At 66.8% G+C, this 12,997-nt stretch carries 12 protein-coding genes; 2 read left to right on the top strand and 10 right to left on the bottom strand.

Annotation, left to right across the window (positions count from 1 at the left end; genetic code table 11):
- Positions 1-31: 31 nt before the first annotated feature.
- The 4 genes from D9V29_RS07695 to hrcA all read right to left on the bottom strand — a co-directional run bounded on the left by D9V29_RS07695 (position 32) and on the right by hrcA (position 3,370).
- A complete protein-coding gene (locus D9V29_RS07695) occupies positions 32-388 on the bottom strand; it encodes a histidine triad nucleotide-binding protein (protein WP_121672748.1) in 357 nt (118 codons plus the stop codon).
- Between the two features lie 47 nt (positions 389-435).
- Positions 436-1,167 carry a 16S rRNA (uracil(1498)-N(3))-methyltransferase gene (locus tag D9V29_RS07690; protein WP_121672747.1) on the bottom strand — a complete coding sequence of 244 codons (732 nt, stop codon included), beginning with the start codon at positions 1,165-1,167 and terminating at the stop codon, positions 436-438.
- Between the two features lies 1 nt (position 1,168).
- Entirely contained in the window at positions 1,169-2,263 is a 1,095-nt protein-coding gene (gene dnaJ / locus D9V29_RS07685; RefSeq protein ID WP_121672746.1) for a molecular chaperone DnaJ, read from the bottom strand.
- Between the two features lie 84 nt (positions 2,264-2,347).
- On the bottom strand, positions 2,348-3,370 hold the full coding sequence (gene hrcA, locus D9V29_RS07680; RefSeq protein WP_121672745.1) for a heat-inducible transcriptional repressor HrcA: 1,023 nt from the start codon (positions 3,368-3,370) through the stop codon (positions 2,348-2,350).
- A 196-nt stretch (positions 3,371-3,566) separates the two neighbouring features.
- On the opposite strand from hrcA, the gene D9V29_RS07675 reads away from it, so the two are divergent.
- Positions 3,567-4,244 (top strand): DUF4870 domain-containing protein, encoded by a 678-nt coding sequence (locus D9V29_RS07675; RefSeq protein ID WP_121672744.1) that lies wholly within the window; start codon positions 3,567-3,569, stop codon positions 4,242-4,244.
- Positions 4,245-4,273: 29 nt separating this feature from the next.
- Here D9V29_RS07675 and hemW read toward each other — a convergent pair whose 3' ends face one another.
- The 3 genes from hemW to lepA are packed head-to-tail and all read right to left on the bottom strand — an operon-like array spanning position 4,274 to position 8,036.
- Positions 4,274-5,497, bottom strand: a complete 1,224-nt coding sequence (gene hemW / locus D9V29_RS07670; protein WP_121672743.1) for a radical SAM family heme chaperone HemW — start codon at positions 5,495-5,497, stop codon at positions 4,274-4,276.
- Positions 5,498-5,528: 31 nt separating this feature from the next.
- Positions 5,529-6,182, bottom strand: coding sequence for a DUF1990 domain-containing protein (locus D9V29_RS07665; protein WP_121672742.1), 654 nt, complete (start codon positions 6,180-6,182; stop codon positions 5,529-5,531).
- 3 nt (positions 6,183-6,185) lie between these two features.
- Complete coding sequence (gene lepA, locus D9V29_RS07660) at positions 6,186-8,036, bottom strand: translation elongation factor 4 (RefSeq protein ID WP_121672741.1); 1,851 nt, start codon at positions 8,034-8,036, stop codon at positions 6,186-6,188.
- Positions 8,037-8,265: 229 nt separating this feature from the next.
- On the opposite strand from lepA, the gene rpsT reads away from it, so the two are divergent.
- The gene (rpsT, locus tag D9V29_RS07655) at positions 8,266-8,526 is read left to right on the top strand and encodes a 30S ribosomal protein S20 (protein ID WP_121672740.1); all 261 of its coding nucleotides are present in this window, start codon (positions 8,266-8,268) and stop codon (positions 8,524-8,526) included.
- A gap of 317 nt (positions 8,527-8,843) precedes the next feature.
- On the opposite strand, the gene holA is transcribed toward rpsT, so the two are convergent.
- Genes holA through D9V29_RS07640 form a run of 3 tightly spaced genes read right to left on the bottom strand, consistent with a single transcriptional unit; the run spans position 8,844 to position 12,997 of the window.
- On the bottom strand, positions 8,844-9,872 hold the full coding sequence (holA, locus tag D9V29_RS07650; protein ID WP_121672739.1) for a DNA polymerase III subunit delta: 1,029 nt from the start codon (positions 9,870-9,872) through the stop codon (positions 8,844-8,846).
- Positions 9,873-9,926: 54 nt separating this feature from the next.
- On the bottom strand, positions 9,927-12,332 hold the full coding sequence (locus tag D9V29_RS07645; RefSeq protein ID WP_183084950.1) for a ComEC/Rec2 family competence protein: 2,406 nt from the start codon (positions 12,330-12,332) through the stop codon (positions 9,927-9,929).
- Positions 12,329-12,997: a ComEA family DNA-binding protein gene (locus tag D9V29_RS07640; RefSeq protein WP_121672737.1), complete on the bottom strand. Its 669-nt coding sequence runs from the start codon at positions 12,995-12,997 to the stop codon at positions 12,329-12,331. Before D9V29_RS07640 ends, D9V29_RS07645 begins: the two co-directional genes overlap by 4 nt.

Below are 12,997 nucleotides of genomic sequence, written 5' to 3'. Positions count from 1 at the left end.
TTCCTGCGTGGGCTCGTTGCTGGTGTCGGGGTCAGTGGGATTCGGCACGTGGGTCCTCTCCGAGGTCGCCGATGAGAATGTGGGCATGGACGTGGAAGACGGTCTGTCCCGCCTGTTCGCCCGTATTGAAGATGAGTCGGAACTGGCCGCCGTGATCGTTGGCGATGTTCTGCGCGAGCGCGACGAGATCTGCGAGCAGCGTGGGATCCCCGGCAGCGAGCTCCGCGACGTTCGCATAGTCCGGTGTCTTCGGAACGACGAGGATGTGCACAGGCGCCTGGGGGGCGATGTCATGAAAAGCGATCAGCCGATCGGTCTCCACGACGATGTTCGCGGGGATCTCGCGCTCGATGATGCGCGTGAAGATGCTGGGTTCGGTTCTCGACATGGTCCTATCCTACGAAGCTCGGGCTCGCGCCGGGCTGCCGATCGCGATCACCAGCGGCCGAGCGACACATTGAGCACGGCGATTGCCGCCGGCCCCGCCGACGACGTGCGCAGGATCGTGTCGCCGAGTCGCGCACGAACCGCGCCGGCGGCGGTAAGGGTATCGAGTTCAGCGTCGCTGATTCCCCCCTCAGGGCCGACGACGAGAACGAGGTCACGATCATCCGACGCGGCCAGCCCGCTGAGTGGTTCGGGTGCCGTCGGGTCGAGAAGGACGACGAGAGCGGATGCTGCGAGCCCGGCGAGATCGGACGTCGATGCGATCGGGTGCACCGGGGGCATGAAGGAGCGGATGGACTGTTTCGATGCCTCACGCACGATGGTCTCCCATCGAGCCCGACCCTTTTCCTTCTTGGCGCCTTCCCAGCGGGAGACGCTGCGGCCGGCCGCCCAGGGAATGATCGCGGAAACCCCGAGTTCGGTCGCCGCCTGGATTGCCATCTCGTCGCGGTCACCCTTGGCGAGAGCCTGCACGAGCACCAGTCGCGGGACGGGCTCGGCTTCGACGTGAACGTCCGAGACCCGTACGGACACCCGGCCCGGTTCGATCGATTCGATCGAACCGGTCACCACGAGCCCGCGACCGTTACCCACCCGGATCTCATCGCCGATCCGAGACCGGTTGACGGTCACCGCGTGTTTAGCCTCGGCGCCATCGAGTTCGACGACCGAACCGGCGCTCGTGTCGCCGAGGTCTTCACGCAGGTACAGGCTGCTCACGTCAGCCGAGGAACCGGTCGCGCAGCTTGGAGAACAGGCCCTGCTGGAACGACCCCAGCTGGGTCTGCTTCTGGTCACGACCGGCGGCGAACTGTTTGATCAGTTCTTTCTCGCGGTGGTCGAGTCTCGTCGGTGTCACGACCTGAACGCCGATCCGCAGGTCACCCCGGCCGTTTCCGCGAAGCTTGGTCACGCCCCTGCCCTTCACCGTGAGGACCTCGGAACTCTGCACTCCCGGTTTGAGTTCCACCTCGACGTCGCCGTCGAGAGCGTGAATGGTCGTCGTGACACCGAGGATGGCATCCGTCATGGGCACGTCGAGTGTGCACAGCAGATCGTCACCGTTGCGGCTGAATCGCTCGTCGCTGCGCACCTTGATCTCGAGGTACAGGTCGCCGTGCGGGCCGCCGGCTGGGCCGATTTCGCCGCTGCCGGGCATCTGCAGCCTGAGGCCGGTGTCGACACCGGCCGGGATGTCGACGGGAACGGTGCGGCGATCGCGCACGCGACCCTGGCCCTGGCAGGTGACGCAGGGGTGAGGGATCACTGTTCCGTGACCGCGGCAAGTGCCACAGGGTGCTGACGTCATGACGTTGCCGAGGAGCGAGCGGACGGCGCGCTGGATTGATCCGGTTCCGCGGCAGATGTCGCAGGTCACGGGCGATGTGCCCGGCTGGCAACAGGATCCTGAACAGGTCGGGCAGAGAACCGCCGTGTCGACTTCGAGGTCGCGGTGAGTGCCGAAGATGACCTCGGCGAGGTCGACCTCGACGCGCAGGAGCGCATCCTGGCCGCGCTCGCGGCGGGATTTCGGTCCGCGTTGTTGCTGCCCGCCGAAGAAGGTGTCGAAGATGTCGCCGAACCCGCCGAAGCCCTGGCCGCCCATGCCGCCGGAGCCACCCATGTCGTATTGCTGACGCTGCTTGGCGTCGCTGAGCACGTCGTACGCGTGCGTCACTTCCTTGAAGCGTTCGGATGCCTCGGCACCGGGATTCACATCGGGGTGCAGTTCGCGGGCGAGCCGGCGGTACGCCTTCTTGATTTCGTCGGTCGTCGCTTCGCGGGACACACCGAGGACTTCGTAATGGTCAGCCACTCATGGCCTTTCGTCGTAGTGGTCGTCGCTCTCGACGCGAGACGACCGGGGTAGGAACTGTGGAGCGCCGAGCACTGCAGCGGGTCAGCCCTCGCCGAGTTGGCGGGACAGATAACGGGCGACGGCTCGAACGGCGGCGAGGTTGTTGGAGTAATCCATTCTCGTCGGTCCGAGCACGCCGAGTCTGGCAAGTTCGCCAGCAGAGGAACGGTAGTTGCTGGAGATGATCGAAGTCTCGCCCAGGCCGAACGACTCGTTCTCGCGACCGATGGATGCCGAGACGCCGCCGCGGTCGACGGCCATTTCACCGAACAGCCGAAGCAGGACGACCTGCTGTTCGAGCGCCTCCAGGACCGGGTAGATGCTTCCGGAGAAGTCGTCCTCGGTGCGGGCGAGGTTCGCGGCGCCGGCCATGACGAGTTTGTCGTGGCGGTATTCCGCGAACTCTTCGGCGAGGGCGTGGGTGATCCGCGTCATCAGCGCCTCATCCTCGGGAGCTGCTTCGCTCCGGGCCTTCTCGAGGAGGGCGGCGGACGCGTCGACATTGATTCCGCCGAGCATCCTGTTGAGTGTTGCCTTCAGTCGTTCGAGCTGTTCTGGCTCCACCGACTGCTCGAGTTCGACGACCTGCTGCTCGACCCGGCCAGTGTCGGTGATGAGAACGGTGAGAACGCGCCGGTCGGTGAGCGAGACGAGTTCGACATGGCGCACGAGCGCTCGTGCGAACGACGGGTATTGGACGATGGCGACCTGGTTGGTGATCTGCGACAGCAGCCTCACCGTTCGCATCAAAACGTCATCGAGCCCGACCGACTGGCCGAGGAAGGTCTCGATCGCTTCGCGCTGCGCTTCGGAGAGCGGTTTGCGGTCAGCGAGCTGGTCGACGAAGAGTCGGTATCCCTTGTCGGTCGGGATGCGCCCGGAGGACGTGTGCGGTGCTGAAATCAGTTCTTCGTCTTCGAGTTGCGCCATGTCGTTGCGGATCGTCGCCGCCGAGACACCGAATGCGTGGCGCTCGACGATTGCTTTGGAGCCCACGGGTTCGCGGCTCGCGACGTAGTCCTGGACGATGACGCGGAGCACTTCGAGGCTGCGTTCGGAAACCATAGCTCCACCTCTTCCGCTGGGATCGCACTCACCGTGCTGGCACTCAATTGCCCTGAGTGCCAATTCTAGCGCGCGGCTCGCCCGGGGAGTAATTGCCGCGCGTTGAGATCACCGCTACCTTTTAGCTGAAGCCCGCCGCCCTTTCCGGAGCGAGCGGACCCAGCAGCGACAGCGTCATCGATCGAAAGGCTTGGCCATGACCGACCCCAACGCGCAACCCCCGGTTGACCCGAATGAACAGCAGCCGCAGGCGCCGCAGGGCCCGGCGTCACCGCCGCCGCCCTATGGCGGCCAGCAGCCCCAACCGCCATACGGACAGCAGCCCTACGGTCAGCAGCCGCCTGCTGGCGCCCCGAATTACGGTCAGCAGCCTCCCGCCGGCGCTCCCAACTACGGCCAGCAGCAGGGCTACGGCCAGCAGCCTCCCGCCGGTTACGGCCAACAGGGCTACGGTCAGCAGCCGCCCCAGCAGTACGCGTACCAGGGCCAGCCCGGCGCCGCACCGCTGACCCAGGCAGAAGACAAGCAGTGGGCGTCGTTCGCGCACTTCGGTGGAGCGCTCGGAGCGTTCCTCGGGGCGGGGACCGCCGGCTGGATCGCACCGCTGATCATCTTCCTGGTCTACAAGGACCGCGGCCCGTTCACCCGCCAGGAGGCGAAGGAAGCACTGAACTTCCAGCTCACGGTGACGATCCTCGTTGTGGCGCTGTACATCCTCGGAGCAATCCTGACCCTCGTGGTCATCGGCCTGTTCCTGTTCCCGCTCGCAGGAATCGTCGGCATCCTCGGCATCATCTTCGGCATCATCGGTGGTGTGAAGGTCAACAACGGCCAGGCCTACCGGTACCCATTCGCCTTCCGGATGGTGAAGTAACCGCGAGATCCCGGGTTCGCCGGCCGGCTCTAAACGGTCAGCCGGCGAACCACGGCATCGGCGAGAAGCCGCCCGCGCAGTGAGAGTTCAACTCGACCGCGCAGGGCGGCTTCGGCGTTGACGAGGTCATCAGCGATGAGTCCGGCGACCGCGACACGGGCTTCAGAGGCGAGCGTTGAAATAGGGATGCCGTCACGTGTGCGGGCGAGGAGCAGGATCCGCTCGAGTTCCCGCGTCTCGGCCGAGAGGGTCTCCCGGCCAGCGCCGGGCGACAGCCCCTCGCTCATCCTGCCTGCGTAAGCGGCCGGGTGTTTGACGTTCCACCACCGGACCCCGCCGATGTGGCTGTGGGCGCCGGGTCCGATGCCCCACCAGTCTTGACTGCGCCAGTAGGCAAGGTTGTGCATCGACCGGAATTCGGAAGATTTCGCCCAGTTGCTCACCTCGTACCAGGAGAACCCTGCCGCCTCGAGCCTGGCGTCCACCATCTCGTACATGTCCGCTTGCAGGTCCTCGTCCGGCTGGGCGACGAGACCGGACTTGATCTGCCTGGCGAGCTTCGTTCCCGCTTCGACGATCAAGGAATAGGCGGACAGGTGGTCGGGCCCGGTCGCCAGCGCGGCATCCACCGAGCGGCTCCAGTCTTCGAGGGACTCCCCCGGGGTGCCGTAGATGAGATCGACGCTGACCTGGAGGCCGGCGCGCCGCGCCCAGTCGACGACGAGCGGGACCCGGTCGGGATCGTGGGTACGCTCGAGCGTTGCGAGTACGTGAGGCACCGCCGACTGCATGCCGAACGATACCCGGGTGAATCCGGCGTCCGCCAGCGCGGAGAGGTAGTCCGCGTCAACGGAGTCCGGGTTGGCCTCCGTCGTGATCTCAGCGCCGGGCGCGAGACCGATCGAGTCGCGAACGGCGGAAAGCATCCGGATGAGGTCCGCCGCTGGCAGCAGCGTCGGGGTTCCACCGCCGAAGAAGACCGTTGACGCCTGGCGATCCGGCAGGCCGGTCGCGCGGAGCACGTCGCCGGCGAACGCCACCTCGGCAGCCGCTTCACTCGCGTAGTCGGACTGTTTCGCGCCGCGCAGTTCGGTCGCTGTATAGGTGTTGAAGTCGCAGTAGCCGCACCGCACGCGACAGAACGGAACGTGAAGGTAGACCGACAGCATCCGCTCTTCTGCTCCGTCGAGGACAGAGTGCGGAAGCGCACCGTCGACGGGTGCCGGATCTGCGATGAGCTGGGGACCGGCCATCAGCGGGAAGGGATCACGGGAGCGGGCACGGTCAGGATGTCGGGCTCGACCAGAGCGGCGACAGCGCCCGCAGGTACGCGGTCGCGAAGGCTTTGCGGCGCATCTTCACGAGCGGCGGGAACAGGCGGTAGACGAGCGAAACGGGGCGCGAGAACGAGCGGACCGTGAACCAGACCGAGTCGTCATCCCTGCGCTCGACCCGGAACTGCTCTTCACCGCTCACACGGTGCGCACCGATCGTGCCGACGGCGAATGCGGTCACTGTCGGCTCCTCGATCACGAACACGACACGGAACCGCTCATCGATGTGGAAACCGCCGACCTTGCCCCGCAGTCGAGCCGTCGATCCGGATGCCACGTATGGCGTTCCGTCCGCGGCGAAGCGCTGTTCCGTGGAAACGGCGATCGGCTCGAGCGCCGTTCCATCCTCGTCGTAACGGATTCCGCCGTACCGCGTGCTGGAATCGGCCTTCACCTCGAGAACGTCGATGCCGGAGAGCCGTTGGACATCCCAGCTGAACAGGGACACGGATGCCGCCTCGAAGCGTTCCTGTCCGCTTCCCAGCCGGATCGATTCCTCCATCGGCGTGAAGCCATGCGGTGGATACTGCAGAAGGTCGTGCGCCTGGGTGGCGCCGACGGCTGCGTAGTCGACCGGCTGGTCCTCGAAGTTGCTCCGGCGCATCCGCTACTTCTTTTCTTTCGTCTCGGTCTCTCCGGAAAGCGCGGCGATGAAGGCCTCCTGCGGAACTTCGACCCGTCCGACCATTTTCATGCGCTTCTTGCCCTCTTTCTGCTTCTCGAGGAGCTTGCGCTTCCGGCTGATGTCGCCGCCGTAGCACTTGGCGAGGACGTCCTTGCGCATGGCCCGGACCGACTCGCGGGCGATGATCCGAGCGCCGATGGCGGCCTGGATCGGGACCTCGAACTGCTGGCGCGGAATGAGTTTCTTGAGCCGCTCCGTCATCAGGAGGCCGTAGGCATACGCCTTCTCGCGGTGGACGATCGCGCTGAACGCGTCGACCTGCTCGCCCTGGAGCAGGATGTCGACCTTGACGAGGTCGGCGGTCTGCGAACCGGAGGGCTCGTAGTCCAGCGAAGCGTATCCCTGCGTTCGGCTCTTGAGGTGGTCGAAGAAGTCGAACACGATCTCACCGAGCGGCATCGTGTAGCGCAGCTCGACCCGGTCTTCACCGAAGTACTCCATGCCGAGCAGCGTTCCGCGGCGGCCCTGGCAGAGTTCCATGATGGTTCCGACGTAGTCCTTCGGGGCAAGGATGCCGACCTTGACCATCGGCTCCTCGACGCTGGAGATCTTGCCGCCGGGGAACTCGCTCGGGTTGGTGACGGTGACGACCTTCTTGTCATCCGTGGTGACTTCGTAGGTCACGCTCGGTGCCGTCGCGATGAGGTCGAGGTTGAACTCACGCTCGAGGCGCTCGGTGACGATCTCGAGGTGAAGCAGTCCGAGGAAGCCGCAGCGGAATCCGAAACCGAGCGCGACGGATGTCTCCGGCTCGTAGTTGAGCGAGGCGTCGGAGAGCTTGAGCTTGTCGAGAGCGTCGCGGAGGACCGGGTAGTCGCTGCCGTCGATCGGGTACAGGCCCGAGAAGACCATGGGCTTCGGGTCGGTGTAGCCGGGAAGCGCCTCGGTGGAGGGCTTCAGCGCCGTGGTGACTGTGTCGCCGACCTTGGACTGGCGCACGTCCTTCACACCCGTGATCAGGTAGCCGACCTCACCGACGCCGAGTCCCTGCGTCGGAGACGGCTCCGGTGAGCTGACGCCGATCTCGAGGAGCTCGTGCACGGCACGCGTCGACATCATCTGGATGCGTTCGCGCGGGCTGAGGTGGCCGTCGATCATCCGGACGTAGGTGATGACGCCACGGTAGGTGTCGTAAACGGAGTCGAAGATCATGGCGCGCGCCGGAGCATCCGGGTTGCCGACCGGGTGGGGAATGCGCTCGACGACACGGTCGAGCAGTTCCTCGACTCCGACACCGGTCTTGCCAGACACTTTGAGCACGTCGTCGGGTGAACCGCCGATAAGGTTGGCGATCTCCTTCGCGTACTTGTCGGGGTCGGCGGCGGGGAGGTCGATCTTGTTGAGGACCGGGATGATCTCGAGGTCGTTCTCCATCGCGAGATAGAGGTTCGCGAGCGTCTGGGCTTCGATGCCCTGCGCTGCGTCGACGAGGAGGATGGCGCCTTCGCACGCCGCGAGCGAGCGGGAGACCTCGTAGGTGAAGTCGACGTGCCCGGGGGTGTCGATCATGTTGAGCGCGTAGGTCTGACCGTCGAGCGCCCATGGCATCCGTACGGCCTGGCTCTTGATGGTGATGCCGCGCTCACGCTCGATGTCCATGCGGTCGAGGTACTGAGCACGCATGTCCCGATCGGCGACGGCACCGGTGACGCCGAGCATGCGGTCGGCGAGAGTCGATTTGCCGTGGTCGATGTGCGCAATAATGCAGAAGTTGCGGATGAACGACGGGTCGGTAGCGGCAGGCTCGAGTGCCTTTACAGCTTTGGGGCTCACGCGTTCCTCAGGAATCTTGATGGGCGGGAAGGGACTAACTCCCCATTGTCCCATGAACGGTGCCGGGCTGCGTTCGACGCGATTGGCTCCGAATTACCGGTAACGCCACCTGAACTGGTATCGTTGCTCCCTGACTTGCGTGTGGGTTGCCCCGCACGATTTTAGCCGCGAAGCGCCCTCTCTCGCCCAGTGGCACATCCCATTCGACATACAACGGAAGCGTACAAACGTGGCAAACATTAAGTCGCAGATCAAGCGAATCGGCACCAACAAGAAGGCGACCGAGCGTAACAAGGCCGTCAAGAGCCAGCTCCGGACGCTCGTCCGCCAGACCCGTGAGGCTATCCTCGCCGGTGACAAGGCGAAGGCTGAGTCCTCCCTCAAGGTCGCCTCGAAGAAGCTCGACAAGGCCGTGAGCAAGGGCGTCATCCACCAGAACCAGGCAGCGAACCGCAAGTCGGCTCTCGCCAAGAAGGTTGCTTCGCTCTAAGCGACACCCTCTTTTCACCACAGGCTCCGCTTCGGCGGGGCCTGTGGTGGTTAACGCGTCGGATGCCTGGGGGTTCGTCGGTCCCCAATGCTCGCTTTTGCGGCAGAAACCCGGCAGACGGGACCGATGAGTCGGATGGCCGCGGATGCCTGGGGGTTCGTCGGTCCCCAATGCTCACTTTTGCCGCAGAAACCCGGCAGACGGGACCGATGAGCCGGGGGCCGCGGATGCCCGTGGGTTCGTCGGTCCCCAATGCTCACTTTCGCGGCGAAAACCCGGCAGACGGGACCGATGAGCCGGACGGTGACCGGCGACGGTCAGCGCCCGCGACCGGCGACCGTGTGCACCATGCGCTCGAGTGCGTAGACGGGGTCGCGACCAGCACCCTTCACGCTCGCGTCGGTGTCGGCGAGCACCTGGATGCAGCGGCCGAGGCCGCGGTCGGTCCAGCCGGCGAGGTCGCGTCGCGCCCGGTCAACCTGCCACGGAGCGAGGCCGAACTGGCGGGCGAGGTCGGCGGATGACCCGCGACCGCCCTGCACCTTGGCCATGGTCCGGAGTTTGCTGGCGAAAGCGGCGACGATCGGCACGGGGTCAGCACCGGAGTCGATGGCGTGCCGCAGCCCGACGAGTGCTTCGGCGTAGCGACCGGCGATTGCCGCGTCAGCGACGGCGAAAGCGTTGGTCTCGACCCGCCCGCCGTAGTACTGGGTCACTGTCGCCTCGGTGATCTCGGCGGTGCTGTCGGAGATGAGCTGTGCGCAGGCACCGGCGAGCTCGGCGAGGTCGTCGGAGAACGCGGCGACGACGGCGCGAAGCGCTGCCGGCCGGATGGCCTTTCCCGCCGCTTTGAACTCGGCGGCGGCGAAGTCGTGCTTCTCGCTGTCTTTCTTCAACTCGGCGCAGACGACCTCGATCGCGAACGCCTTGCTCGCGCGCACGGCATCGAGAAGTTTCTTGCCCCGCACTCCCCCGGCGTGACGGAGCACCACGTAGGCGCCTTCCGCCGGAGAGCCGAGGTAGTCGAGGGCGTCGGCGAGAAACGCGTCTGAGCACTTCTCGACGTTCGTCACCCGGATGAGCCGCGGTTCGGCAAACAACGACGGGCTCGCGAGCGTGAGCAACTCGCCGGGGGCGTAGCTGTCGGCCTCGATGTCGTTCACCTCGAGGCTCGGGTCCTCGACACGGAGGTAGTCACGAAGGCTCCGGATGGCCCGGTCAGCGAGAAAGCCCTGGGTGCCAGAGACGAGAACGATCGGCGCCGGGCGTACGGCGTTCCAGCCGAGTTGCGGGATCGCGACCTTCGCCGCCGACTTCGCTGCGGTACCGCTGCGTGGAGCTGCCACTGTCCACCGTCCTTCCACCGCAAGCCTACCGGCGACCACGGACAGGAAGAGCGCTCAGCAGGGCATCTCCGTCCAGACCACCGGCGCCGCCGCCGTGCCACCGACCACGATCAGCCCGCACAGGTCGGTTCGCAACGGCGTCGTTCCCGCCGCGGCGAGCATGTCGAGAAGGTCGGGTGCCGGGTGTCCGTAGTCGTTGTCGGCACCCACCGGAACGAGCCCGATCCGCGCAGCAGCCTCCTCGTACATCCGCGCGCTCTGGTCGGCCGAGCCGTGGTGCGCGACCTTGACCAGATCGACCGGGCCACGCAGTCCGTGGCCCGCAAGAATCCGCTTCTGCGCGCGTTCATCGAGGTCGCCGAGGAACAACGAACGGATGCCGTCCGGCTCGGCCGGCTCCACCACGACCGTCACGCTTGCAGCGTTGCCCGTCCAAAGCGGGCCGGCCCGCGGCGGGGGCCAGAGCACGCGCCAGTGAGCGGTCCCGAGCGTGCCGGACATCCCGGCATCCGCCCGCCGTACCGTCGCGCCGCCCGCGGCGAGATCGTCAAGCATCCGTTCGTCCGCCGCATTCTCGGGTCTGCCGGTCAGGACGAGGTCTGCCTTTCCCACGATCGCATCGACGCCGCCGACGTGGTCCAGGTCGAAGTGGGTGAGGATCACGAGGTCGAGGGTGCCGATGGCCAGGGTGTCGAGACAGGCAGTGAGAGCATCGGGTGCAACCCCGGTGTCGATCAGTGCGACGGCGCCGGCGGACCGGATCAGGATGGCATCTCCCTGGCCCACGTCGCAAGCGGCGACGCTCCAGTCCTGCGGCAGGGACATCGCTGGGACGAGCCGTTCGCCTGTGAGAGTGCCCGCCCACGCTCCCCCGGCGATCACAAGCACGCCTGTACACACCGCTGCGACGGTCCTGCGTCCGACCCTCACGGCGAGAACGGCCAGGATTCCCGTCGCGGTGAGTACGGCGAACAGCACGGCGCCTCCCGCTCCCGGTAGCCACGGAACACTGGCGACCGGGAGCCGATCCACGGTCGCGGCGATCGCCGCGATCCACGTCGCCGGTAGCCAGCCCAGCCAGAGGGCAACCGTTGCGAGCACCGGGATGGCCGGCACAAGAAGGCAGGCGGCGAGCCCGAGCAGCGTCGCCACCGGCGCTGCGGGTGCCGCCAGAAGGTTGGCCGGCACTCCGAGGACGGGGATGTCGGGGTTCAGCAGGAGGAGCACCGGCTGACACGCGATCTGCGCGGCGAGCGGGATCGCGAACGCCGCGGCGAGCGGCCGCGGCAGCCACACCGACAGCCACCGCGTCAGCGGGCGGGTGAGCAGAAGCAACCCGCCCGTCGCGAGAGCCGAAAGAACGAAACCGAAACTCCGCGAGAGCCACGGGTCGCTGACCACGATCACGATCACGACAAGGGACAGAACCGGTAGGCCCGCCGTCGGTCGCCCGGCACCGAGGGCGAGGAGCACCGCGAGGGCCATGAGGCCTGCCCGGATGACACTCGGCTCCGGTGTCACGAGCACAACGAAGAGTCCGAGCCCTACCAGCGCGCCCGAGATCCGGAGCCAGCGCGGGGCGCTGAATGCTGCGAGAAGAAGCGTCAGCACGGCCACGATGACCGCGCAATTCGCGCCGGACACAGCAGTGAGGTGGCTGAGTGCGCTCGTCTTCATCGCAGTGTCGAGTTCATCGCTCACCGCGGTGGTATCACCGACGGACAGCCCAGGAAGGAGCTCGCCACCCCTCCCCGGTAGCTCGGCCGCCCGCTTCACCAGACCGGCCCTCAGATCGGCGGCCCACCCGAGATACCAGGGCGCACCCTCAACGACCGTTGCCGGCTGACGGGCGAACAGCAGGAACGCTGCAGCATCACCGGGGGCGGTCTTGCGCACGCTGGTATCCGCTTCGATGACTGCCCCGAGGGGCACCGGATGCCGCGAAGGAACCGTCGCGAACAACACCACCGGTGCAGCGAGGGCGACGCGTGAGCCGCCCTCGTGGACCTCGGTCACCGTGCCCCGGATCCGCTGGGCACTCTCGCCCGTGGATTCCCCGCTGTCGCTCCCCGGAGCATCCGCCCGCCGTTCCCACGGCGACGCTCGATCATCATCGAGGATGGATTTCTCGGTCACCACGAGGCGGATGGACGTCAGCCGCCCGGCATCGGCCGCGTCGGTCAGAACGTCCGGCGTTCGAGACGGAGCCCTGGCCGCGACAGCGGTTGCCGCGAGGAAGACCGCCAGCAAAACCAGTGCCGACCATGCCCACCACGGTGACACCGGGCGCGCGGTGTGAGACGGATGCCGCGCGCGCGCAACGGCGACACCGGTTGTAATGCACGTGGCAACGAGCGCGATGAGCGCCACCGGGACGGCCGCCGACGGAATGCTCACGAGGATGACCGCTGCGACCCAAGCCGCGACGGCGGGCGGCACCAGCCGAGTGGCGCCTCTCACACCGACACCAGGTCGCGAAGCGTTTCGAACGTCTTGTCGCCGATGCCGGGAACGTTGAGCAGATCCTCGACGGCGCCGAAACGCCCGTTGGCGTCGCGCCACGCGAGGATGCGCTGAGCCAGGGCGGGCCCAACCCGCGGGAGGGTCTCGAGCTCGACGGTCGTCGCGGTGTTGAGGTTGACGGTGTCACCCTGGAGACCCGGAACGCCTGGCCCACCCGGTGCCCCGGGAAGCTGCCCCGGCGGTGGCGCCGCTCCGACCGCGAGCACGAGGATCTGTTCGCCGTCGCTGAGGAACCGGGCGAGGTTGACCGCCTGCTGGTCGGCCTCCGCCGTGAACCCGCCTGCCGCAGCGATCGCGTCGACCACCCGGTCGCCGTCGCGCAAAGAGTAGACGCCGGGGGCCGTCACCTCACCCAGAACATGAACGTAGAACGCCGCGCCCCCACCATCGTCCACGGCGGCCGTCGGGGAAGGTAGCGGCAACGTCCGCGCCTGACCGGTCGCTCCGAGCAGGGAAACGATTACCGCGGTGATGAGACCGCCGAGCAGCAGCACGACGAACGCACCGGCACCGATCCTGGCACCGGTCGACCGACGGGTCGCCAGCTGTCCTGGCGGGGCGGATGCCGCGCGCGGCGGCCGCGCGGAAGCGTGCCTGGCCAT

Origin of the sequence: Mycetocola manganoxydans, from assembly GCF_003667545.1 — a bacterium.
In the GTDB taxonomy this organism is placed as follows: domain Bacteria; phylum Actinomycetota; class Actinomycetes; order Actinomycetales; family Microbacteriaceae; genus Mycetocola_A; species Mycetocola_A manganoxydans.
The sequence above is the reverse complement of the archived record's forward strand: the minus strand, read 5'-3'. Positions and strand labels throughout refer to the sequence as shown.